This window comes from Mucilaginibacter sp. Bleaf8 (assembly GCF_018390515.1).
Taxonomy (GTDB): Bacteria; Bacteroidota; Bacteroidia; order Sphingobacteriales; family Sphingobacteriaceae; genus Mucilaginibacter.
In genome coordinates, this window is sequence record NZ_JAHBBK010000001.1 from 759,926 (window position 1) to 779,893 (window position 19,968).

At 42.1% G+C, this 19,968-nt stretch carries 26 protein-coding genes; 14 read left to right on the top strand and 12 right to left on the bottom strand.

What is annotated here, in order from left to right:
- Positions 1-110: 110 nt before the first annotated feature.
- A complete protein-coding gene (locus tag KHS38_RS03270) occupies positions 111-1,571 on the bottom strand; it encodes an NADP-dependent isocitrate dehydrogenase (RefSeq protein WP_213487027.1) in 1,461 nt (486 codons plus the stop codon).
- Positions 1,572-1,691: 120 nt separating this feature from the next.
- Here KHS38_RS03270 and KHS38_RS03275 point away from each other — a divergent pair, with 120 nt between their 5' ends.
- Together KHS38_RS03275 and purE are read left to right on the top strand one after the other, a co-directional pair.
- Positions 1,692-2,831 carry a 5-(carboxyamino)imidazole ribonucleotide synthase gene (locus KHS38_RS03275; RefSeq protein WP_213487029.1) on the top strand — a complete coding sequence of 380 codons (1,140 nt, stop codon included), beginning with the start codon at positions 1,692-1,694 and terminating at the stop codon, positions 2,829-2,831.
- A gap of 100 nt (positions 2,832-2,931) precedes the next feature.
- Positions 2,932-3,450, top strand: a complete 519-nt coding sequence (gene purE / locus KHS38_RS03280) for a 5-(carboxyamino)imidazole ribonucleotide mutase (RefSeq protein ID WP_213487031.1) — start codon at positions 2,932-2,934, stop codon at positions 3,448-3,450.
- Positions 3,451-3,541: 91 nt separating this feature from the next.
- Here purE and KHS38_RS03285 read toward each other — a convergent pair whose 3' ends face one another.
- Positions 3,542-4,105: a YqgE/AlgH family protein gene (locus KHS38_RS03285; RefSeq protein WP_213487033.1), complete on the bottom strand. Its 564-nt coding sequence runs from the start codon at positions 4,103-4,105 to the stop codon at positions 3,542-3,544.
- Between the two features lie 117 nt (positions 4,106-4,222).
- Here KHS38_RS03285 and pdxH point away from each other — a divergent pair, with 117 nt between their 5' ends.
- Genes pdxH through KHS38_RS03300 form a run of 3 tightly spaced genes read left to right on the top strand, consistent with a single transcriptional unit; the run spans position 4,223 to position 6,581 of the window.
- Positions 4,223-4,870 carry a pyridoxamine 5'-phosphate oxidase gene (gene pdxH / locus KHS38_RS03290; protein WP_213487035.1) on the top strand — a complete coding sequence of 216 codons (648 nt, stop codon included), beginning with the start codon at positions 4,223-4,225 and terminating at the stop codon, positions 4,868-4,870.
- Positions 4,867-5,394, top strand: coding sequence for an NADH-quinone oxidoreductase subunit C (locus KHS38_RS03295; protein ID WP_213487037.1), 528 nt, complete (start codon positions 4,867-4,869; stop codon positions 5,392-5,394). Before pdxH ends, KHS38_RS03295 begins: the two co-directional genes overlap by 4 nt.
- A gap of 2 nt (positions 5,395-5,396) precedes the next feature.
- Positions 5,397-6,581, top strand: a complete 1,185-nt coding sequence (locus KHS38_RS03300; RefSeq protein ID WP_213487039.1) for an NADH-quinone oxidoreductase subunit D — start codon at positions 5,397-5,399, stop codon at positions 6,579-6,581.
- Positions 6,582-6,730: 149 nt separating this feature from the next.
- On the opposite strand, the gene KHS38_RS03305 is transcribed toward KHS38_RS03300, so the two are convergent.
- Both KHS38_RS03305 and KHS38_RS03310 read right to left on the bottom strand, forming a co-directional pair.
- Complete coding sequence (locus KHS38_RS03305) at positions 6,731-7,837, bottom strand: S1 family peptidase (RefSeq protein WP_213487041.1); 1,107 nt, start codon at positions 7,835-7,837, stop codon at positions 6,731-6,733.
- 17 nt (positions 7,838-7,854) lie between these two features.
- Positions 7,855-8,421, bottom strand: coding sequence for an RNA polymerase sigma factor (locus KHS38_RS03310; protein WP_213487043.1), 567 nt, complete (start codon positions 8,419-8,421; stop codon positions 7,855-7,857).
- Positions 8,422-8,545: 124 nt separating this feature from the next.
- Here KHS38_RS03310 and KHS38_RS03315 point away from each other — a divergent pair, with 124 nt between their 5' ends.
- The 4 genes from KHS38_RS03315 to KHS38_RS03330 all read left to right on the top strand — a co-directional run bounded on the left by KHS38_RS03315 (position 8,546) and on the right by KHS38_RS03330 (position 9,662).
- Positions 8,546-8,737, top strand: coding sequence for a hypothetical protein (locus KHS38_RS03315; protein ID WP_213487045.1), 192 nt, complete (start codon positions 8,546-8,548; stop codon positions 8,735-8,737).
- Between the two features lie 33 nt (positions 8,738-8,770).
- Entirely contained in the window at positions 8,771-8,986 is a 216-nt protein-coding gene (locus KHS38_RS03320; protein WP_213487047.1) for a hypothetical protein, read from the top strand.
- A gap of 53 nt (positions 8,987-9,039) precedes the next feature.
- Positions 9,040-9,321, top strand: a complete 282-nt coding sequence (locus tag KHS38_RS03325; RefSeq protein WP_213487049.1) for a hypothetical protein — start codon at positions 9,040-9,042, stop codon at positions 9,319-9,321.
- A gap of 119 nt (positions 9,322-9,440) precedes the next feature.
- Complete coding sequence (locus tag KHS38_RS03330) at positions 9,441-9,662, top strand: hypothetical protein (RefSeq protein ID WP_213487051.1); 222 nt, start codon at positions 9,441-9,443, stop codon at positions 9,660-9,662.
- A 71-nt stretch (positions 9,663-9,733) separates the two neighbouring features.
- Here KHS38_RS03330 and KHS38_RS03335 read toward each other — a convergent pair whose 3' ends face one another.
- The 4 genes from KHS38_RS03335 to KHS38_RS03350 all read right to left on the bottom strand — a co-directional run bounded on the left by KHS38_RS03335 (position 9,734) and on the right by KHS38_RS03350 (position 11,529).
- The gene (locus KHS38_RS03335) at positions 9,734-10,045 is read right to left on the bottom strand and encodes a hypothetical protein (protein ID WP_213487053.1); all 312 of its coding nucleotides are present in this window, start codon (positions 10,043-10,045) and stop codon (positions 9,734-9,736) included.
- A gap of 166 nt (positions 10,046-10,211) precedes the next feature.
- Positions 10,212-10,676, bottom strand: a complete 465-nt coding sequence (locus KHS38_RS03340) for a PA2169 family four-helix-bundle protein (RefSeq protein WP_213487055.1) — start codon at positions 10,674-10,676, stop codon at positions 10,212-10,214.
- 75 nt (positions 10,677-10,751) lie between these two features.
- Positions 10,752-10,925, bottom strand: a complete 174-nt coding sequence (locus KHS38_RS03345) for a hypothetical protein (RefSeq protein WP_213487058.1) — start codon at positions 10,923-10,925, stop codon at positions 10,752-10,754.
- A 118-nt stretch (positions 10,926-11,043) separates the two neighbouring features.
- Positions 11,044-11,529: a hypothetical protein gene (locus KHS38_RS03350; RefSeq protein ID WP_213487060.1), complete on the bottom strand. Its 486-nt coding sequence runs from the start codon at positions 11,527-11,529 to the stop codon at positions 11,044-11,046.
- 121 nt (positions 11,530-11,650) lie between these two features.
- On the opposite strand from KHS38_RS03350, the gene KHS38_RS03355 reads away from it, so the two are divergent.
- Positions 11,651-13,120, top strand: a complete 1,470-nt coding sequence (locus KHS38_RS03355) for an ATP-binding cassette domain-containing protein (RefSeq protein WP_249665262.1) — start codon at positions 11,651-11,653, stop codon at positions 13,118-13,120.
- A gap of 83 nt (positions 13,121-13,203) precedes the next feature.
- Positions 13,204-14,328, top strand: coding sequence for a cyclic dehypoxanthinyl futalosine synthase (gene mqnC / locus KHS38_RS03360; protein WP_213487063.1), 1,125 nt, complete (start codon positions 13,204-13,206; stop codon positions 14,326-14,328).
- Positions 14,329-14,394: 66 nt separating this feature from the next.
- Here mqnC and KHS38_RS03365 read toward each other — a convergent pair whose 3' ends face one another.
- Complete coding sequence (locus KHS38_RS03365) at positions 14,395-15,225, bottom strand: ferritin-like domain-containing protein (protein WP_213487065.1); 831 nt, start codon at positions 15,223-15,225, stop codon at positions 14,395-14,397.
- Between the two features lie 24 nt (positions 15,226-15,249).
- Positions 15,250-15,942 carry a ferritin-like domain-containing protein gene (locus KHS38_RS03370; protein ID WP_213487067.1) on the bottom strand — a complete coding sequence of 231 codons (693 nt, stop codon included), beginning with the start codon at positions 15,940-15,942 and terminating at the stop codon, positions 15,250-15,252.
- Between the two features lie 116 nt (positions 15,943-16,058).
- Between KHS38_RS03370 and scpB the strand changes: the two genes are divergently transcribed.
- The 3 genes from scpB to KHS38_RS03385 all read left to right on the top strand — a co-directional run bounded on the left by scpB (position 16,059) and on the right by KHS38_RS03385 (position 18,135).
- Positions 16,059-16,619 (top strand): SMC-Scp complex subunit ScpB, encoded by a 561-nt coding sequence (gene scpB, locus KHS38_RS03375; RefSeq protein ID WP_213487073.1) that lies wholly within the window; start codon positions 16,059-16,061, stop codon positions 16,617-16,619.
- 130 nt (positions 16,620-16,749) lie between these two features.
- Positions 16,750-16,941, top strand: coding sequence for a hypothetical protein (locus KHS38_RS03380; protein ID WP_213487074.1), 192 nt, complete (start codon positions 16,750-16,752; stop codon positions 16,939-16,941).
- Positions 16,942-17,013: 72 nt separating this feature from the next.
- Entirely contained in the window at positions 17,014-18,135 is a 1,122-nt protein-coding gene (locus KHS38_RS03385; protein WP_213488174.1) for a GNAT family N-acetyltransferase, read from the top strand.
- Positions 18,136-18,176: 41 nt separating this feature from the next.
- Here the strand turns inward: KHS38_RS03385 and KHS38_RS03390 are convergent, their stop codons facing one another.
- Positions 18,177-18,518, bottom strand: coding sequence for a helix-turn-helix domain-containing protein (locus tag KHS38_RS03390; RefSeq protein ID WP_213487076.1), 342 nt, complete (start codon positions 18,516-18,518; stop codon positions 18,177-18,179).
- A 65-nt stretch (positions 18,519-18,583) separates the two neighbouring features.
- The gene (locus KHS38_RS03395) at positions 18,584-19,948 is read right to left on the bottom strand and encodes a UDP-N-acetylmuramate--L-alanine ligase (protein ID WP_213487078.1); all 1,365 of its coding nucleotides are present in this window, start codon (positions 19,946-19,948) and stop codon (positions 18,584-18,586) included.
- Positions 19,949-19,968 lie beyond the last annotated feature (20 nt).

Below are 19,968 nucleotides of genomic sequence, written 5' to 3' on the forward strand. Positions count from 1 at the left end.
AGAATAACACTCAACCTGTTAAAGTTTAAAAAAACAACAGGTATACATCATAAAAAAGGGCTGCCTATTACAGACAGCCCTAAACATATTAAATATATAATCCAGTTCTATTATTGACCTTGCGCTAAAGAGTAGCCCAGCTTATCGCCGAACTTCATCAGGAATTCCACAGAACAAACTTTAACTGCGTCTGATACTTCCGATGCAATGTTAAAGATATCCTTTTGGCTCAACTCCACACCTTCTGTTTTTTCAAGACGAATACGGAACTGGTTAACCAGCTCGGTATAAACCGATCCGGTTGGCCAAACCTGTGTACCACGGTTTGAGATCATAATCAGATCAAACTTTTCGTTCAGCTTGCTTTTTGCTATCTCGGCAATTTCAGCAGGCTGCAGTTCTGATTCGATAAAGATATCCGCACCTAAGATTTCTTCTTTGATACCTGATTCTGTAACCGTGATTTTATTTTGAGTTGGACGGAAATCAACATTAGTTTTGCACTCAAAATTTGGCTGAGAGAACGCGCCACCGCTTGATGGATGCTTACCTAAATTAGCGATAATGCACTGTGCAAACTCGGTCGTATTAACCGATTTGGTTGAACGGTCGCCAAAATCGCCGGTGTGTACACCTTTTTCCAAAGTGTAAAGCAACGCATTTTCAATAGTAGCAGCGTTGGCGGTAAAGCCCATATAACGCAGCATTGATATGCCTGATAATAACAAGGCGGTTGGGTTAGCAATGTTACGGCCAGCAATATCCGGTGCAGTACCATGTACAGCTTCGAAAATAGAAATATTATCCCCAATGTTAGCTGATGGTGCAAATCCTAAACCACCAACTAAACCAGCACACAGGTCAGATACGATATCGCCTTGCAGGTTAGTTAATACGATGGCTTGGAACATTTCTGGGTGGCTAACCAGTTTCATACAAAGGTCATCCACAATAATATCAGATGCCTGAATGTCTGGATAACCTTTAGCTACTTCGTAAAAAGTTTCCAAAAACAAACCGTCGGTCAGTTTCATGATGTTGGCTTTGTGACCGCAAGCCAGTTTTTTCAAACCCTTGCGGCGAGCCATCTCAAACGCATAACGAATTACCTGAGCCGATCCCGGACGGGTAATGATACGACGGCCTACGGCTACGTCATTCGTAAGCATATGCTCAATACCACCATAAGTATCCTCAATATTTTCACGAATGATAGTAAGGTTGATAGGAATACCGGCTTTAGAAAAAACGGTTTGTACACCATTCAGTGTTCTGAAATCCCGCTGGTTGGCGTAGGTATTCCAAACTTTACGGGCAGTTACGTTGATACTTTTAACGCCTTTTCCTTTAGGGGTTTCCATCGGACCTTTGAACAGGATACCCAAGTTTTCGATGGTTTGCATGGCGGCATCGGTCATACCGGTAGAGTGGCCTGCATCGAAATAGGATTTACCCATTTCTACAAATTCATACGCCAGAGGTACTTCGTTAGCCTCAAAAATATTTAAAACGGCCTCCATTATTTCCGGGCCGATTCCGTCGCCTTTAGCTACAGCTATTTTTGTCTTCATCAGGAAAAGTCTTATTTATTAAATAACGCGCCAAATATACGGCTTAATGTGGCAACATCATATCATATAAATTGATTTAGGCTTTTTGAAAGTTTTGCGCTAAAATTGTATTGTCAAATTATGAAAGCATTTTACGGAGATTTAAGATTAGGAATTTTAGGCGGCGGACAGTTAGGACGCATGCTGATACAACAGGCCATTAATTATAATGTAACCATTAAAGTGCTTGATCCTGACCGCGAAGCACCTTGCCGCAAGCTGTGCGAAGAGTTTGTTGTGGGTTCGCTGAGCGATTACGAAACTGTTTATAACTTTGGTAAAAAGGTAGACCTCCTTACCATTGAAATTGAAAAAGTAAACGTTGATGCGCTGGAGCAACTGGAAAAAGAAGGCGTAATTGTTTACCCGCAGCCACGCGTTATCCGGTTGATACAGGATAAAGGCTTGCAAAAGCAGTTCTTTAAAGAGAATGATATTCCTACTGCTGAGTTTCAGATCATATCATCGCCGCAACAATTAAGGCAGAGCCTTATCCCATTCCCTTACATTCAAAAGTTGCGCCGCGATGGCTACGATGGCAAGGGTGTATACAAGGTGGTAGACGATTCTTACCTGGAAAATGCCTTTACCGAGCCAAGCCTTATTGAACGCTGGGTTGATTTTGAAAAAGAAATTGCGGTGATTGTTGCCCGTAATGAAAACGGCGAGGTAAAAACCTTCCCGTTGGTTGAAATGGAGTTTAACCCGCAAGCCAACCTCGTGGAATTTTTGATATCTCCCTCGGCCTTATCGTTCGATATACAGCAGGAAGCCGTAGATATCGCCCGTAAAATAGCCGACAGCCTAAAAATTGTGGGCTTGCTGGCGGTTGAAATGTTTGTTGACAAAAACGGCCAAGTACTGGTAAACGAGCTGGCCCCCCGCCCACATAACAGCGGTCATCAAACTATCGAAAGCAATATCGTGTCGCAGTTTGAACAGCACCTGCGTGCCATATTTAACCAACCACTGGGCGATACGGCAAGTACTACTAACGCCGTTATGGTAAACGTACTGGGCGAACCGGGTTACGAAGGCCCCGCAATTTATCAGGGCATCGAAAAAATATTGAAATGCTCTGGCGTTTACGTTCACTTATATGGCAAAGCCTTAACCAAACCCTTCCGCAAGATGGGCCACGTTACCATTGTGGATATTGACCGAGAGAAAGCCATAGAAAAAGCAAGATATGTGCAAAGCACCCTTAAGGTGATCAGCTAAATTTACAGAACATCATTATTGCAAAATTGAAATGCATGATGTAGTATCTATTTAAGCATCGGCATTTGAACTTTACAATAATATTTACCAAAAAATCCAGATGAATCAAACCAAAATTGGCATCATTATGGGCAGCAAGTCTGACCTGAACATTATGAATGATGCTGCTAATATTTTAAAGGAATTAGGCGTAGCTTATGAGATCACTGTAGTATCGGCACACCGTACGCCTGACCGTTTATTTGAGTACGCCAAAGCGGCCGCCAACCGTGGGCTTAAAGTAATCATTGCAGGAGCCGGTGGTGCTGCTCACTTACCAGGTATGGTAGCGTCATTAACTCACCTTCCTGTAATAGGTGTACCGGTAAAGTCAAGCAATTCAATTGATGGCTGGGATTCGGTTTTATCCATTCTGCAAATGCCTAATGGTATTCCCGTAGCTACTGTTGCGTTAAATGCTGCAAAAAATGCCGGCTTACTGGCGGCACAAATATTAGCAACAGCCGATGAGCAAATCGCTCAAAACCTAATAAACTACAAAGAACAACTGGCCGAAAAAGTACAGGAATCGGCACTGGAAATGAAAAACGAAGGTTATCCTTCTGAATACGACAAGTAGTTTAAGTTGTGTGTTGTAAGTTATATGTTTGAACTATCTGTTTTCCCAGAATTACATTCACAGATAACTTACAACACACAACTTAAACTTTCTAATTCAGCATCGGATTCTCCGGGAAGTTGGCAATGTGAGCATAGCGTTGGCCCAGGCTTATCACCACCTCACGCCACAGGTTTTGCTCATCATGCGTAAACAATATTTCGGGATTGAAATTATTAGCTACAATCCAGGTATTCTCGGCAATCTCAGCGTCTAATTGACCGGGTGTCCAGCCTGAGTAACCGGCAAAAAAGCGTATCTCGTCTTCCTTCAGCTGGTAATCTGATACCAGGCGCTTTACCTGCTCATAATCACCTCCCCAAAAAATACCGTCCCATATTTCAATGCCGCCTTCAATCTTGTCAGGGCAGCGATGTATAAAATGCAAAGTGTTGTTGGCTACAGGGCCACCTACATAAACCGGCATCTCGGAGTATGAGGTATCGGGCAGTACATCACCCAGCATGTACTCGCTCAGGTGATTTAAAACATATCCTAAAGTGCCTTCCTCCGAGTGCTCTGTTAAAAAAATAACCGAACGCTTAAAGTTCGGGTCCATCATAAATGGCTCTGATATCAGCAATCGGCCTGCGGCAGGTGAAATTGAACTTAGCATAGTATTATTTTGTAATGTAACATACAGGTTAAAAATATGTTCATTTGAATGTATTAAGTACAGTTAACGCTAACATTTAGCTTATATTACTGCAAGCAATTTGTAAGTTTGCAACAAATGGATCAACAGGATATACAAAACTTAAGGCAGGACTACCGCGCAGCTACTTTATCGGAAGCTGAAACTGCCGGTGACCCGATACAACAATTTGAAAAGTGGTTTAATGAAGCCGTTAACGCGCAGATTTATGAGCCTAACGCCATGACCTTTTCAACCGCTACAAACAATGGCCGCCCGTCGGCACGGGTGCTGTTATTAAAAGGCTTTGGCCCCGAAGGCTTTACCTTTTTCACCAACTATATGAGCCGCAAAGGCAGAGAGCTGGCCAGAAACCCATGGGCTGCCATGACCTTTTTTTGGGGACCGATGGAAAGGCAAATACGCATAGAAGGCACCATCGAGAAACTGAGCAAAGAGCAATCAGAACAATATTTTCACTCACGCCCTAAGGGCAGCCAGGTTGGTGCTTTGGTATCTCCGCAAAGCCAGGAAATTGCCGACCGTAGCGTGCTTGAAAGCAAGCAGCAACAGCTGGAAGCCGAATATGCTGACAAAGAAGTACCTAAACCAGCTTATTGGGGTGGCTATATATTAAAGCCGCAATTGGTAGAGTTTTGGCAAGGCCGTTCAAGCCGTTTGCATGATCGTATTCTTTACAAAAAGTCGGACAAAAACAACTGGAAAAAAGTAAGATTAGCGCCATGATTTTTGAGGAAATCAAACAATTACTGGCCAATAAATTTGGTGAGGATGTTATTGTTGGTGAAGAAACCGGCGGTATGCAACCTGCTTTAATTATTGCTCCCGAACGCATTGCCGACGTATGCCTCGAGCTTCGCGACAATGAGGCTACTTATTTTGATTTCCTTTCGTGCCTGTCGGGCGTGGATTACGGTACATCGGCCAATCGCTTTGGCGTGGTTTATCACCTGACATCTATCCCCTACCAAACACAATTAGTACTAAAAATAAGTAAGGAGCATGGCCGGAGTACGGATGATTTGCCAGTTTTCCCGACAGTATCCAACGTATACCGCACGGCCGACTGGCACGAACGTGAAGCGTATGACCTGTTAGGTATCTTTTTTGAAGGGCATGCAGACCTGAGAAGAATATTGTTACCTGACGATTGGGAGGGCTTTCCGGTAAGAAAAGATTATAAAGCGGCAGCGTACTACAAGGGTATTGCGATAGAATATCCGCCTCAAGACAAATTCACATCTGATTAGTTATGCAAAACGACGCACTTGAGAGATATTACAAAAAGATAGCGGAGGCTGCTACGCAGGATATGATACTCAATATGGGGCCGCAGCATCCTTCAACCCATGGCGTTTTACGTTTGGAGCTGATTACGGATGGTGAGATCATTAAAGAAGTAATACCACATGCCGGCTACCTGCACCGCTGCTTTGAAAAGCATGCAGAGTCGCTTACGTACCAACAAACCATTCCGTTTGTTGATCGTATGGACTACCTATCTTCCATGACCAATGCACACATTTGGGTTATGGGTGTAGAAAAGATGTTGGGTATTGATAAAGAAATTCCAAAACGGGTTGAATATATACGCGTGCTGGTTTCGGAATTAAATCGCATAGCATCGCACTTAATTTCTATCGGCACGTATGGTATTGATATTGGCGCTTTTACGCCTTTTTTGTGGTGCTTTCGCGATCGTGAGCATATCTTAAACATGCTGGAGTGGGCGTCGGGCTCGCGTTTATTGTACAATTACATTTGGATTGGTGGTTTATTTTATGACCTGCCTGTTGGCTTTGAAGAACGTTGCCGCGAGTTTGTAGAGTATTTCAAACCTAAAATGGTTGAACTTAACGAACTGCTTACCAACAACCAGATCTTCGTAAGCCGTACTGCCAACGTGGGTATTTTGCCGCTGGATGTAGCGATTAATTATGGCTGCTCGGGCCCTATGTTGCGCGGATCGGGCTTGAAGTGGGATTTGCGCCGTATAGATAATTATTCGGTTTACCCTGAAATAGATTTTGATATACCTGAAGGTAAGGGCCAAATGGGTAGTGTGGGCGATTGTTGGGACCGCAACAAAGTGCGCGTTGATGAGATAGGCGAATCGCTAAAAATCATTGAACAATGCCTTGACCGGCTGCAAAAGGAGCTGAAACGTACGCCTGACTTTGATCCGCGCGCCAAACTGCCCCGTAAAATTATCCCGAAAGCACAAGACTTTTACATGCGTGGTGAGGGCTCAAAGGGTGAGTTAGGTTACTACTTTATTGCCGATGGCAAATCAGAGATACCTTTCCGTGCCAAGGCACGTGGCCCAAGCTTTAACAACCTGCAAGTGATCGGCGAGATTGGTAAAGGTATCATGATCGCAGATCTCATCGCCATTATCGGCTCAATCGACTTTGTATTGGGTGAGTTAGACCGATAAGGTGATGATATAAAATTCAGTAAACACTAATGCCGATTCAATTTCACTTTTCAAAAGCTTAAATAAAAACAAAAGCCTTCCGAAATTCGGAAGGCTTTGTCATTTGTATATATAAATAGAGGGTTGAATTTACACTCGTCTTTAATCTATCAATTATACACTTTTACCATAAACACATAGTTTTCCAGCTTTTTAATTTGCTGTTGGCGGCTTAGGTTTGATAATGCATTTTTACCTTTCAGGTTAATGTTATGTGCCGTACTGTCGGCATTTACGCTTTGTGCGGCCTTAAATAAATACGCTGATTTTACTGCAAAAGCAGCACTTTCGGTTTGCGTTTGTTTACCGCTGATGATACCAATTACATTGCCCTTGCCATCCAGCAACGGACCGCCGCTATTGCCCGGATAAACAGGTAATGACACCTGATAAGCCGTAGTATCGCCGTTGTTGCCGGTTGCCGAACTTAAGTAACCTTTGCCATAGTAAAAATCATCGCGCGGATAACCCAAGGTATATACGTCCTCACCCACATCGCTTTTCGATTTTTTAAAGGTGTAAGGTATAGCACCTAAACCGGTAAACGTGGTATCATCTATTTTAAGAATAGCAATATCATGTGTGGGCTCTGTATAAATAAGCTTAGTATGGTAAGCATCGCCTGAGGCGTTTTGAACATATAATGAATCGGCATCTTTTACCACATGATAGTTGGTAACAATATATCCGTTTGAGGTTAAAGCAAAGCCGGTACCGGTAAACTTGCTTGGCGTTACAATACGGCCGTTACTTTCAATGTGATTCATCAGCACATTGGTAGTACGTTTTACATTTTCGGTAGTTTGCTTTACCTTCTCCACCTCGCGTCGCAGCTCGGTGTAGTTAGACGTACCTTTGTTAAAATAGCCGGTAGAATACAGCGTAGCCAGCATGGCAAATATGGCTACAGATGCCGCAACAGATATTTTGGAGTGATGGTTGCGCCACATACGCACAACCCAGCTTGGGTGTACAGTAAGCTCCTCGGCCAGCGCATGCACGTCAATTTCCTGGTGTATGGCATTCAGGCGTTTTTCCAGCTCAACACGCTCACCATATTGCTTCAGCAGGTTTGTAAACTGCTGGTGCTCCACAACGCGGCTGTCAATAGCAGCATTTTCACGGCGCATGGTTTCAAAACGCAGCCTCTCCTCTTCGTTAAGCTCCCCGCTGAGGTAACGTTCAATTAATTCGGTCAATTGATGATCAGTACTCATTTTGTCTCTTTCTCCTGTTACTGCTGAAAAAATAATTTTTTAAGCCGTTGCAGGCATTTATATTTCTGAGTTTTGGCATTATCCGCATTGGTGTATCCAAACCGTTCGCAGATATCCTGCATAGAATGGTTATGGATGTAAAAGTCTTCAATTATTGTTTTACAAGGCTCGCCAAGCAATTTTAAAGCACCTTCCATTTTCGAGAACTGAATGTCACGCTCTGTATGATGATCTGTATCATCCTCAACCAATACATGGTTTTCAAAGTCCTTAATGTCGCCACCGTAGCGGCTCATCTGGTTCAGCCTTTTAAGCCAGAGCTTGCGGCATACCGAATACAAAAATGTTTTCAGTTTGCTGCTCAATTCAAAATTGCCGGCTTTTACTTTATTATAAAGAACAATAATCGCTTCCTGGTAAATATCCTTTGCATCGTCAGCGGTTCCGTTGTTATTAATAATTAATTGCAATACCATCGGAAAATAAGCAACATATACACGCTTCAAAATATTTTCCGAATTATTAAGTATTCCTAAAACAACCTCACTATCTGTTGGTGCTGAACTGTTTAACGCTTTACTCACTATTTAATACTGTTTATGCGAAATTGTAACCCATTATTGATAAAAAAAAATTAAAACGTAAATAAAAAATAATGGGTTACTTTTTAAACTACGAGTGGATTAATAAGAAATTAAACTACAAACTATGAAAAACATTGTAAAGCTAATGAGTATTGCAGCTGTAGTTGCAACCTTTACTGCCTGCCAGGGAAACGGCAATGGCAACCGTGGAACCATGGACTCCGTTGCCACCCGCACCGATAGCAACGGCTCATCTACCACAGTGGACACCATGCCTCGTACAGATACCGCCATGGCCGACACTGGCAAAAAATAACAATCATTTATTTATATCAATTAACTGAAAATCATGAAAAACATCGTAAAAATCGCTATTGTAGCTGTAGCAGCTATCAGCTTTGCATCTTGTGACGCCAAAAAATCTGATTCAGTATCAGATTCAACCGCCATTGCTTCTGACTCAACCACCACGCTTACTTCGGGCGATACTACCAAAAACATGGATAGCATGCGTGCCGACAGTAATAGCATGCAGGCTGATACCAGCACCAGCAAGCCTGAGTAATTGTTATCATTTTTATTAGCTCATCCTACATATCATTAATTCATTTTATAAACATGAAAAACTATTTTAAAGCTGGTTTAGTACTCATTGCAGCCGCATCATTTGCAGCCTGTAATGGTGATGGCAACAAAGCTATAACCGATTCGACCTCGGTTGATTCATCAACTTCTGTGAAAACCACCATTGATACCGTGGCCCATACAGACAGCTCACAGATGGATACTACCATGAAAGCCGATACATCAGCTATGGGCAGCAGCACGACTACTGATACAGCTTCAAAGACAGTGACTAAAAAAACTGTTGTTAAAAAATCAACAACTAAACAGCAGTAAATCAATCACTTTTATAGCATTTAAAAGTTTTTTTAATTTTTTTTCAAAAACCCGGGTTACCTTTTCAATATACCGGTATTAAAGAGAAACTATTAATCACTTATTAAAAGGAATTAACAATGAAAAATGCATTCAAATTCGGTTTCGTAGCTTTAGCTATCTCTATGTCAATGGTTGCCTGCAAAGGTTCTGGTTCATCTAACGGTGGTGATTCAACTGCTGATACTACTGTTTCAACTACCACTACTACTACTGATTCAGTTAAAACTGATTCAACTGGTGCTGCTACTGACACTGCTGCTGCTTCAACTACTACTACCGATACTACTAAAAAAATGTAATATCGCTGTTACAGCAAATAAAAAAGCCCTGATATTTTATCAGGGCTTTTTTATTTGCTGTAACTTTTATTTTATAGTTTAGTTTTCAGCGAGTCTTGGTGAGCTTCACCGGCTGTATCAGTTTTAGCAGCGGTTGAGGCAGGGGTTTCCATAGTGGTTTTGCTGCTTGCTCTACCTTTTATCATGGTAGTACCGCCAGATGCGCTGTTATCTACTACAGTAGCACCACCTAACTCAGTTGTGGTTTTTGAAGTATCTATCGGATTGGGAGCCTCGATATTTTTAACTGAATCAACAGCATCTTTGCTTGAATTACCAGCGTCGCAGGCTTGCAACAGTGACGCACTGCCGGCCAGCATCATTATAAAAATTACTTTTTTCATTAAAGCTTTTGTTTGGTGACTTTTTGTTTATTAACAGCTGTAAATGCTTTGTTCTTATTGACGGGCTAATATACGAATAAGATATAGGCTGTTGACGCGTAAAAGCAAAAAAGGCACCCTGAAACGAATCAGCATGCCCTTTTTGATAGGATGTAAGCAGTAGTGATTACGACTCTTGTTTAGCCAGATCACGCAATTGCTTCACCTTATCATGTGCCGCTTTCAAATTAACCTCTTGGTTGGTTAATATTTCTTTAATGTAAGCAGGCAAATGCTCCTCTGCCAAAGCCGATTTGTAAGCTTTCTGAGTTGCATCTTCGCCAAACTCACATTCTTCCAGCACGCTTTTTGTTGTATGGCCGGTAAAGAAAGTTTTTAAATTAATCCAGGTACGGTGTATATCTCCGCTGGTTGAGGTGGTATTCTCAATGTCGCGCGCAAACGCCTGCACCTCGGTAGCCAGTGCCAGTTTAAACTGATGGCTGTCGCCAATAAAGCTGGTAAACAGTTGTTTCAGTTCGGTTTGCTCTTCTGGCGTTTCTTTGATAGCACGCTCATAGCCTTGTATCCGGTCGTTGTGAATCTTAATCAGATCATTTAATGTTTCAACGGTATTTTGCGTAGTTTCCATAGATATTTTTATTGGTATCGGTTAACAATCAATTACTAAACTAATCCGCCTGGCAAATATCCAGGCGGCGTATATTTATGAGCGACCGCCCCCTCTGAACATATTAATAATCCAGATGATAACGAATATCACAACAACAACAGCGATGATACCCACTACAAAGCCGGCTTTAAATATACCTTTGATAGCCTCACAGCTACTTAACGTAGTAACCAGCAGGGCCAATGCGAATAAATGGACTTTTTTCATGAATAGATGTTTTTAAGGTAGATAGATAATGTATTATAAACTGCTTACATAAAGTTTAAATCACTTTTTTTGTTTTAAAGATTATGTCTTGCAGATAATTTTTTATTTAGATATCGAATTACAAAAAGTCCTCAACCTTTTGTTTTACCTGCTCGCCTTTGCTGGCTGTTGATTTTTCGAGCAGCTTAGCTACGGCTGATGATACCAACCCTCCGGCAAAATAATATAAAACCGACAGCAACTGGGTTTCAGCAGTTCGGTTACTATGCTTTTTGTTGAGGCCCATTGGTCCGGGTAAAAGCACTGCACCAAGGCCAGCCGCCAAACCAAGCGCCGATCCTTTAAGCCAGGTTTTGTTTTTGCCCACTCCGGCCAAACTGTAATAAACGCCATTGCTGAAAATATCGCCAGCCATAGTTATATAATACAATTTATCTTCCTGGGGTGACGCAACACCGGCTTTCTGCAAAATCTTGGTGATCGATTCCATACCCAGTAAATCCATACGCGGAGCATTTTCATCTCTACGCTTTATATATTGGTGCAGGGCGGTAATAGCACATGCTGCAGTAAAACCGCCTGCTATAGCATTCAAAAGTTTCATATAGTTACTTTCATTAGTTCTTTACTTAAAATGCTTAAATCATTCAATTTGTTCGATGCCTGTTAATAATATGTGTCTTTTTTCGTTGTACTTGATACATTTGCTTTTACACATCACTGCCATGCCACTGTTATCTATCAAAAATGCCATTGTCAAACAAGGCGGAAATATCATACTGAAAGACATAAGCTTTACACTAAGACCTGGTGAAAACTGGGCTTTAACGGGCGCTAGCGGTTCTGGTAAAACGGCTTTGTTACACACCATAACCGGCCGCTTGCCTATAAATGGCGGCACTATTGAGCGCAATTTAGAAGCTGGCATCATCAAACCCAGGCACAAACCCATTGCTTTGGTTGATGCTAAGCATCATTTCCGAAATTCTTCGAACACTACCGATTTTTATTATCAACAGCGCTATAACGCTTCTGAATCGGATGAAGGCCAAACCGTAAGACAGCATTTAACCGAATTAAGCGATACAAGCCGATTGATAGCTTTTTGGACGATTGAGAAAGTGGTTGACCGCCTAATGCTGGATCACTTGCTCGACAAGCAGCTTATCAAACTATCCAACGGTGAAACTAAACGGCTGATGCTGGCAGCGGCCATTGTAAAAAACCCGGTACTACTACTTTTAGACAACCCGCTTACCGGGCTGGATATACAAACCCGTGCATTTTTTACCCGCCTCATAGATGAAATTATTGTTTCGGGTATTACTGTTATCATGACCGCCAGCACACCTGAGCTGCCCGCCGGTATTACCCAGATTGCCCATTTAGAAAACGGCAGCATAGCAGGTACCTACCCTATCCGTGAATTTGTGTGGCCGCAAAAAGAAGCAGATCAAACGCCTGCAATTAACGAAGCACTGATTAACGATTTGGTAAACCGAACGCCTGCGCCTGTCTTTCAAGATATTGTGAAGATGAAGGATGTAACGGTGAAATATGGCGACAATTTAATTTTAGACAACGTAAACTGGCATATTAAACCCGGCGACCACTGCGCATTGCTTGGTCCTAACGGTGCCGGAAAATCTACTTTGTTGAGTTTGATTAATGGCGATAATCCGCAAGCCTATGCTAACGATATTGTTTTATTTGACCGTAAACGCGGCAGCGGCGAAAGCATATGGGATATAAAAAATAAAACAGGTTATGTATCTCCCGAACTATACCAATATTTTCCGGCGGATAGCTCGGGGTTGCAGGTAATCGAATCTGGATTTTATGATACGCTGGGGCTCTTCAGGCCCAGCCAACCATCTAGGCAGGCGCTGGCTATGCAGTGGATGGAGGTTCTTGAAATCAAGCCCTATGCCCGGCAGCTACTCAAAAACATGCCCGCAAGTGCCCAACGTTTGTGCTTACTGGCACGTGCATTGGTTAAGAACCCGGCATTGCTTATTTTGGATGAGCCCTGTCAGGGAATGGACGAGCATCAGCGCCTGCAATTCAAGAACATGATAGATACCATTTGCCGCGTTAGTTCAGTAACCTTAATTTACGTAACCCATTATCAGCAAGAAATACCCAACTGCGTAGATAAGGTATTGAAGCTGGATAAAGGAATTGTGGTAAGTTAATCCGTTCATCAACACATTATCATATTCATTGCGGATGCCTGTTGCCACGCTTAATTTAACTATTTACCTGTATCTTTGCCTGTATGAACACTGCTGATTTACTGCAACGCGCGCTTCAGTTCGACTTTTTAAGTATTGAAGAAGGCGTTTACCTGTATCACAATGCTCCTACTGCAGAGCTGATGTATGTAGCCAACGAGCTGCGCAAGATACAGGTGCCGCATGGTAAGGTTACCTGGCAGATTGACCGTAACGTAAACACTACCAACGTATGTATTGCAAACTGTAAGTTTTGCAACTTTTTCAGACGGCCGGGCCACGAGGAAAGCTACATTACCGATATCGAAACCTACAAGCAAAAGATTGAAGAAACCTTTAAATATGGCGGTGATCAGTTGCTGCTGCAAGGCGGCCACCACCCAGATTTAGGATTATCATTTTATACTGATTTATTTAAGAAGTTAAAAGAGCTTTATCCAACGCTCAAGTTGCACTCGCTTGGTCCGCCCGAAATTGCGCACGTAGCCAAGCTCGAAAACATGAGCCATATTGACGTATTAAGGGCCATGAAAGAATCTGGTTTAGATTCTTTACCTGGCGCTGGTGCCGAGATTTTGAACGACCGGGTGCGCCGCTTAATATCAAAAGGCAAATGCGGCGGCAAAGAGTGGCTGGATGTAATGCGTGCCGCTCACCAAATAAACTTGCCAACATCGGCTACGATGATGTTTGGCCATGTGGAAACTATTCAGGAGCGGTTTGAGCACTTGGTGTGGATACGCCAGGTACAATCAGAAAAACCAGAAGGACATCATGGTTTTATCGCCTTTATTCCATGGCCTTTTCAGGATGACGGTACGCTTTTGCGCAAAGTACGCGGTATTACCAACAACGTTACCGGCGATGAGTATATCCGCATGATTGCGCTTAGCCGCATAATGCTGCCCAACATTAAAAACATCCAGGCATCATGGCTAACGGTCGGCAAGCAGGTAGCACAAATATGTCTGCACGCCGGCGCCAATGATTTTGGCTCCATTATGATTGAGGAAAACGTGGTATCGGCAGCAGGTGCACCGCACCGGTTTACTGCAAAAGGAATTCAAAATTCAATTGCAGAAGCCGGCTTTGAGCCCCAACTGCGTAATCAAAAATACGAATGGCGGGAGCTACCCGTACAGATTGAAGAACAGGTTATCAATTATTAGTGATAGCTATAAAATAGAAAAGGGCTTTGCAAATGCAAAGCCCTTTTCTATTATACATGATCTTGCTTACTTAGCTAAGAATAATTTAACAATGTTTGTTACATTTTCCTTAGTGTTTGGCTCGTCATAAGCTTCAGTTACCATGTTAGCAGTAGCATTACCTGATGCACCTGGTAAGGTGGTTAAGTTAACGCCGCCTTGAGTTACATTATCTTCACCGGCATATACAAGCGCAACCGGAGCCGCTGGAATACCACTGGTTACACCAGTAATCCAAGGCTTAACCGCTACACCTCTTCTTTGTCTTAAATAACGTAAGTGAGCTGCATGGCGACCTTCCACCGAGTGGATATTTAAGGCTGCTGTTAAAATAGCCGGAGCACTCATCAAGGCAGGTGCCTGTCCTTTGTAAGCTCTAACACCATTATCCTCAAAAGCTTGAGCTAATGCCAGGAAGGTATCATAACCAACACTGTCATTTCTGGTTAAATCGGCAAAGGTACCGCCTGCTGTATAATCAAATTTAGGCTCAGAAATTGCGGCACTACCTAAGTTTTGCAGCAAAAACTTCTTGTGGTTGTTTTCATCAACGCGAATCAATTCAATACCCGGACGATCGCCTGAAGGAATATTTGAACGTTGACCATAGGTATTGTAATATGTAGATTCTAAATATTCAGCGGTAAGTGCAAAATTCAACACTTCAATGACTTGTGGTGAAAGTGCCTGTCCGTAAGCTTTTTTTACCAGTGTGCTGAATACAAATGGCATAGCAGCAACGGCCACTTTTGAACCAAAGCTGGTAATATTTTTAATGGCATCGCGGCGCGGACTAATTCTGTCTGCAAATTCCGGATCTGCCTGATTTATCTCATCAAATAAGTTCAGTAAGTTCATAATGTTGTTGTTTTAGATAGGTGATTAATAAATGCCTAAAGATGGTGCTGCAATTTTTTTACCAGTAAGGAAAGTGTTTGCAATTGGCACAACTTCCTGAGGCGTTTTAGATTTTTCTAAGCTGGTGTTGGCAATATCAACAATCGTGTTATCAACAAAAGAGTTGAATTGCAACAGGTTACGCACAGTGGCTGCATGGCGGGCTTCAACAGAAACAATTTTACCAGCCAAGGTTAGGTAATCTGCTGACTTAATCATAGCACCTGCACCGTTATAAGCAGCTACACCCAAATCTTCAAACGCTTTAGCAGCAGAAAGCACACTGTTACGATTGTTAAAATCGATAGAGCTAAAATTTGGTGTTAAAGCTGGAATTGCACTTGAACTTAATGCCGCTTTGAATAATTCGCGGTGAGAAATCTCGTGATCACGAATGTCAGTCAGTAATGCTCTTTCCTCTGATGAAATATTAGCATAAAAATTTGCTGCGACCTGGGTATAAAAAGCTGCCTCTAATTGCTCAAGCGCATAAGCATAGTTTAAGATAGCGATGTCACCTGATCCCAAATCCACGTGGTCGTCATCCACGTATTCTCTTTTTTTGCATGAAGCAGCGGTTGCTACCACACCAGCGGCCATAGCCCCTGCACTGGCGAATTTCAAAAACGACCTTCTGGCCATTTGTCCACCCACAACGTTTTCTTGTGATGTTTTCATAGATAAATTGTAATTGTTTTGAAAATAGATTTACTATTGATTAATTTACTACAATCTACGGAGTTGTAAGTTTCTTAGTTTTTAACTTTGTTACTCCATTAAGCTATATTTGCTAAATGCCAGAGATTGAACAACATATCGAAGCTTTAATTTTTGCTTCTGAACAGGGTATCCGGGTAGAAGAAATTATATTTTGCCTGCAGGCTGCGCTGGGTACAGACATAGACGAAGAGGCAGTTTCAAACCATATAAGTAGCATTACTTCACGCTATCAAAATCCGGATTTAGCTATTGAACTAATCAAAATAAACAACGGTTACCAGTTCCTGACTAAAAAAGCGCATCACACCGTCATCAGCCAGTTGCAGTTGCAACGATCAAAAAAGAAGCTGAGCCAGGCAGCACTCGAAACATTGGCTATCATCGCCTACCGCCAACCTGTTACTAAGCTTGAGGTTGAACAGATTCGGGGTGTTAACTGCGACTACTCTATCCAGAAGCTTATGGAGAAGGAGCTGATTACGATATCGGGTAAGGCCGACACGGTTGGCAGACCCCTTTTGTATGCAACCAGCCATTTATTTGCTGATTATATGGGCATCAACAACATTAAAGATTTGCCACGCATAAGTGAGGTAGACGCATCTGCAAGCACCATTGGGCAGCAACAAGATTAATTTTTTGCTTTTTTTTACCGAAGCCGATTTTTAGTTATTTTTGAGATATCAAAGCCAAGCGCTATTGATTTCTTAAATTTAAACTAACACAATCAAGAAAATTAATTAACCCATTTAAGCAATATTCGTTATGCAAACGCCCAAAAAAACTGCAAATAAGAACATCGCTTCAAAGAACATTGCCCCTAAAAAAACAGAACAAACTGATCTTAAAACAAAAAAGAGTTTTGATGACGATGACGACGACGATGAGTATGGTGCGCCGTTAGAAGACCTTGACTACAGCGACATTGATCGTTATAATGACGAAGACGATTATTAATTATAAAAATTAAACAAAGTGAATAAACCCTGCCCCTAAATAAAGCAGGGTTTATTCATGAAAAACTACCTGATGACCATAACTGAGGTTACCAATAAAGCCACCCGCAAAGCATTTTTAGATACAGCCCGTTACATATACCGTAATGACCCTAATTGGATTTGCCCGCTTGACAATGACGTTGAAGCGGTTTTTGATCCACAAAAAAACGTATTTCATCAATTTGGCAAAGTTACCCGCTGGATACTGACCGATGATGCCGGCCAACCGGCTGGCCGGGTTGCTGCTTTTATCAATAATAAGAAAGCTCATAATAATCCGCAGCCTACCGGTGGTATGGGTTTTTTTGAGTGTATTGATGATGAGAAAGCCGCCTTTATGCTTTTTGATACAGCTAAAAACTGGCTGGCACAAAATGGCATGCAGGCAATGGATGGCCCAATCAACTTTGGCGAGAATGATACTTTTTGGGGATTGCTGATTGAAGGTTTCGTACCACAATCGTACGGCATGAACTATAATCCGCCGTATTATAAAAAGTTTTTTGATGATTATGGCTTTGTAACGCAGTATGAGCAAATTACAAATCACGTAGATGCACATAAGCCTTTTCCGGAACGCTTTACCAAAATAGCCAAATGGGTAATGCAAAAACCAGGGTATGAATTTAAGCACCTGGATGCATCAAAAATAGATCAGTTTGCTGCCGACTTTATGGAAATTTATAATGATGCCTGGCAGCATTTCGAAAACTTTGTACCTATACAACGGGCTACTATTTTGGAAACTTTCCGCAAAATGAAAGCCATTATGGACCCCAACCTTATTTGGTTTGCCTATGTAAATGGCGAGCCAGCTGCATTTGTAGTTATACTACCGGATGCCAACCAAATGATCAAAACTTTGAACGGCAAGCTTGATCTGATTGGCAAACTGAAATTTTTGTACCGCCGCTGGAAAGGTGTAAACCGGATGCGTGCTGTGGTAATGGGTACTAAAATCAAGTTTCAGAAACACGGGCTTGAATCGGCCATGTTCATCAAGGTTAAAGAGTATGTATTGCCACTTAACCGTTATGACGAGATGGAACTATCGTGGGTTGGCGACTTTAATGATAAAATGCTGGCATTGCATGAGGCAATGGGCGGCACCTTCGGCAAAAAGCACGCTACCATGCGCTATATATTCAAATAGCAAAAAGCCCGGCTTGTATAAAAAGCCGGGCTTTTAATTTATCAGGCAGTTGCTTTGCTTTGGCGCAACTCCTCAAACAGTTCAATTACTTTTTTCTGAAGGTCAATTACTTCCGTCTCCCTATCCATCAACTTCTTATTGACACTTTCCAGTTCGTTAACGTACTTTTGCTCATACTCGGCATCATTAAACGTGAGCAGCTGTACCACAGACATTTCAAACAGGTTTGCAATTTGTTCTAATCTCGAAAGGTTAATGTCTGTAATACCGGTTTCGATTTTAGAAAAAGCAGGTATGGAGATGTCCAGCCGCTTAGCTACATCTTCCTGGCTCCAGCCTTTTTGGTGTCTTAGTAATCTGATCTTTTTGCCAAGTGTTTTCATCGTTAATCAAGGATAAGGATTGCGCAATAGTTAATAAAGTTACAATAATTCTTCTATATCAAAATTTAATTAACGGTATTTAACATTTCGGTTGCTAATACCGACAAATTGATTGCCCCAAAGTTACCAGAACTCATCAACAAAACATTCTTATTTGTTGTATTTTCTTTTTCAAGTTCTGCTTTAAGCTTTTCAGGGCTATCAAAATATATTAAATCCGTTCTTTTAAAAGCATCTTTAACGGCAGCCTCATCGTAAGGTTGCAATCGTTTTTGCTCGAATGTTTTAGCATCAATAAACACGATGGCCTTGTCAGCCTCGTCCATACAGCCCGCATACTCACTTAAAAAGTTTTTGTCCAAGCTGCTAAAGGTATGCAGTTCAATACAAGCCAACAGTTCTCTGTCCGGAAACTGTGCTTTTACTGCTTGTATGGTAGCTTTTAGCTTTGATGGCGAATGGGCAAAATCTTTGTAAATGTTGCTACGCTCATTTTTCCCCAGCAATTCCAGTCGCCTCGCTGCACCTTTAAAGGTGGTCATGCTGGTATAAAAAGCATCGGCGTCTATATTTAATTGGCTGCATACGGAGCGGGCAGCTTCCATGTTCAGTAAGTTATGCTCGCCAAATACTTGCAAAGGATAACGGTTACCCTCACTCGTAATGGTTGTTACCCCCTGCTCTACCTCAAACTTTGGTAAGCCGTATGGCTGCTTTTTAACCGGCGAATGGTTATTGCTTATCATCTGCTGCAGCACCGCATCATTTTGCGCATAGTACACAACGCCTTCAGGCTGTACAGTTTGCACAAAAACCTCAAATTGCTCAATGTAATTTTCAAACGTCGGGAACACGTTGATGTGATCCCACGCAATGCCGCTTATTACTGCAACATGGGCCTTATACAAGTGAAACTTAGGCCGTCTGTCAATAGCCGACGACAGGTACTCGTCCCCTTCTATTACAATTACAGGTGCATCGCTAAGTTGCACCATGGTATCAAAACCTTCCAGCTGTGCACCTACCAGGTAATCAAACTTTTGACCGGCATGCTGCAGCGCATGCAGTATCATGGATGTGATAGTGGTTTTACCGTGGCTACCGCCTATTACCACACGCAGCTTATCTTTCGATTGTTCGTATATATACTCGGGGTACGAGTAAATTTTGATACCGAGTTCCTGTGCTTTCAGTAGTTCAGGATTATCAGCACGGGCATGCATGCCTAAAATTACGGCATCTAAATCGGTAGTAATTTTTTCGGGATACCAGCCATTTTGCGGCGGCAAAATTCCGTGCCTGTTCAGACGCGAAATAGACGGCTCAAATAATACATCATCTGAACCTGAAACCTGGAATCCCTTTTTATGTAAGGCGATGGCCAAGTTGTGCATTGCGCTTCCACCAATAGCAATAAAGTGTACCCTCATTTAAAAAAATTAGCATTAAA

Bases quoted from the DNA above. Each gene is read 5' to 3' on its own strand.
- KHS38_RS03270 (WP_213487027.1), bottom strand. From the start codon at position 1,571: ATGAAGACAAAAATAGCTGTAGCTAAAGGCGACGGAATCGGCCCGGAA.
- KHS38_RS03275 (WP_213487029.1), top strand. From the start codon at position 1,692: ATGAAAGCATTTTACGGAGATTTAAGATTAGGAATTTTAGGCGGCGGA.
- purE (WP_213487031.1), top strand. From the start codon at position 2,932: ATGAATCAAACCAAAATTGGCATCATTATGGGCAGCAAGTCTGACCTG.
- KHS38_RS03285 (WP_213487033.1), bottom strand. From the start codon at position 4,105: ATGCTAAGTTCAATTTCACCTGCCGCAGGCCGATTGCTGATATCAGAG.
- pdxH (WP_213487035.1), top strand. From the start codon at position 4,223: ATGGATCAACAGGATATACAAAACTTAAGGCAGGACTACCGCGCAGCT.
- KHS38_RS03295 (WP_213487037.1), top strand. From the start codon at position 4,867: ATGATTTTTGAGGAAATCAAACAATTACTGGCCAATAAATTTGGTGAG.
- KHS38_RS03300 (WP_213487039.1), top strand. From the start codon at position 5,397: ATGCAAAACGACGCACTTGAGAGATATTACAAAAAGATAGCGGAGGCT.
- KHS38_RS03305 (WP_213487041.1), bottom strand. From the start codon at position 7,837: ATGAGTACTGATCATCAATTGACCGAATTAATTGAACGTTACCTCAGC.
- KHS38_RS03315 (WP_213487045.1), top strand. From the start codon at position 8,546: ATGAAAAACATTGTAAAGCTAATGAGTATTGCAGCTGTAGTTGCAACC.
- KHS38_RS03320 (WP_213487047.1), top strand. From the start codon at position 8,771: ATGAAAAACATCGTAAAAATCGCTATTGTAGCTGTAGCAGCTATCAGC.
- KHS38_RS03325 (WP_213487049.1), top strand. From the start codon at position 9,040: ATGAAAAACTATTTTAAAGCTGGTTTAGTACTCATTGCAGCCGCATCA.
- KHS38_RS03330 (WP_213487051.1), top strand. From the start codon at position 9,441: ATGAAAAATGCATTCAAATTCGGTTTCGTAGCTTTAGCTATCTCTATG.
- KHS38_RS03335 (WP_213487053.1), bottom strand. From the start codon at position 10,045: ATGAAAAAAGTAATTTTTATAATGATGCTGGCCGGCAGTGCGTCACTG.
- KHS38_RS03340 (WP_213487055.1), bottom strand. From the start codon at position 10,676: ATGGAAACTACGCAAAATACCGTTGAAACATTAAATGATCTGATTAAG.
- KHS38_RS03345 (WP_213487058.1), bottom strand. From the start codon at position 10,925: ATGAAAAAAGTCCATTTATTCGCATTGGCCCTGCTGGTTACTACGTTA.
- KHS38_RS03350 (WP_213487060.1), bottom strand. From the start codon at position 11,529: ATGAAACTTTTGAATGCTATAGCAGGCGGTTTTACTGCAGCATGTGCT.
- KHS38_RS03355 (WP_249665262.1), top strand. From the start codon at position 11,651: ATGCCACTGTTATCTATCAAAAATGCCATTGTCAAACAAGGCGGAAAT.
- mqnC (WP_213487063.1), top strand. From the start codon at position 13,204: ATGAACACTGCTGATTTACTGCAACGCGCGCTTCAGTTCGACTTTTTA.
- KHS38_RS03365 (WP_213487065.1), bottom strand. From the start codon at position 15,225: ATGAACTTACTGAACTTATTTGATGAGATAAATCAGGCAGATCCGGAA.
- KHS38_RS03370 (WP_213487067.1), bottom strand. From the start codon at position 15,942: ATGAAAACATCACAAGAAAACGTTGTGGGTGGACAAATGGCCAGAAGG.
- scpB (WP_213487073.1), top strand. From the start codon at position 16,059: ATGCCAGAGATTGAACAACATATCGAAGCTTTAATTTTTGCTTCTGAA.
- KHS38_RS03380 (WP_213487074.1), top strand. From the start codon at position 16,750: ATGCAAACGCCCAAAAAAACTGCAAATAAGAACATCGCTTCAAAGAAC.
- KHS38_RS03385 (WP_213488174.1), top strand. From the start codon at position 17,014: ATGACCATAACTGAGGTTACCAATAAAGCCACCCGCAAAGCATTTTTA.
- KHS38_RS03390 (WP_213487076.1), bottom strand. From the start codon at position 18,518: ATGAAAACACTTGGCAAAAAGATCAGATTACTAAGACACCAAAAAGGC.
- KHS38_RS03395 (WP_213487078.1), bottom strand. From the start codon at position 19,948: ATGAGGGTACACTTTATTGCTATTGGTGGAAGCGCAATGCACAACTTG.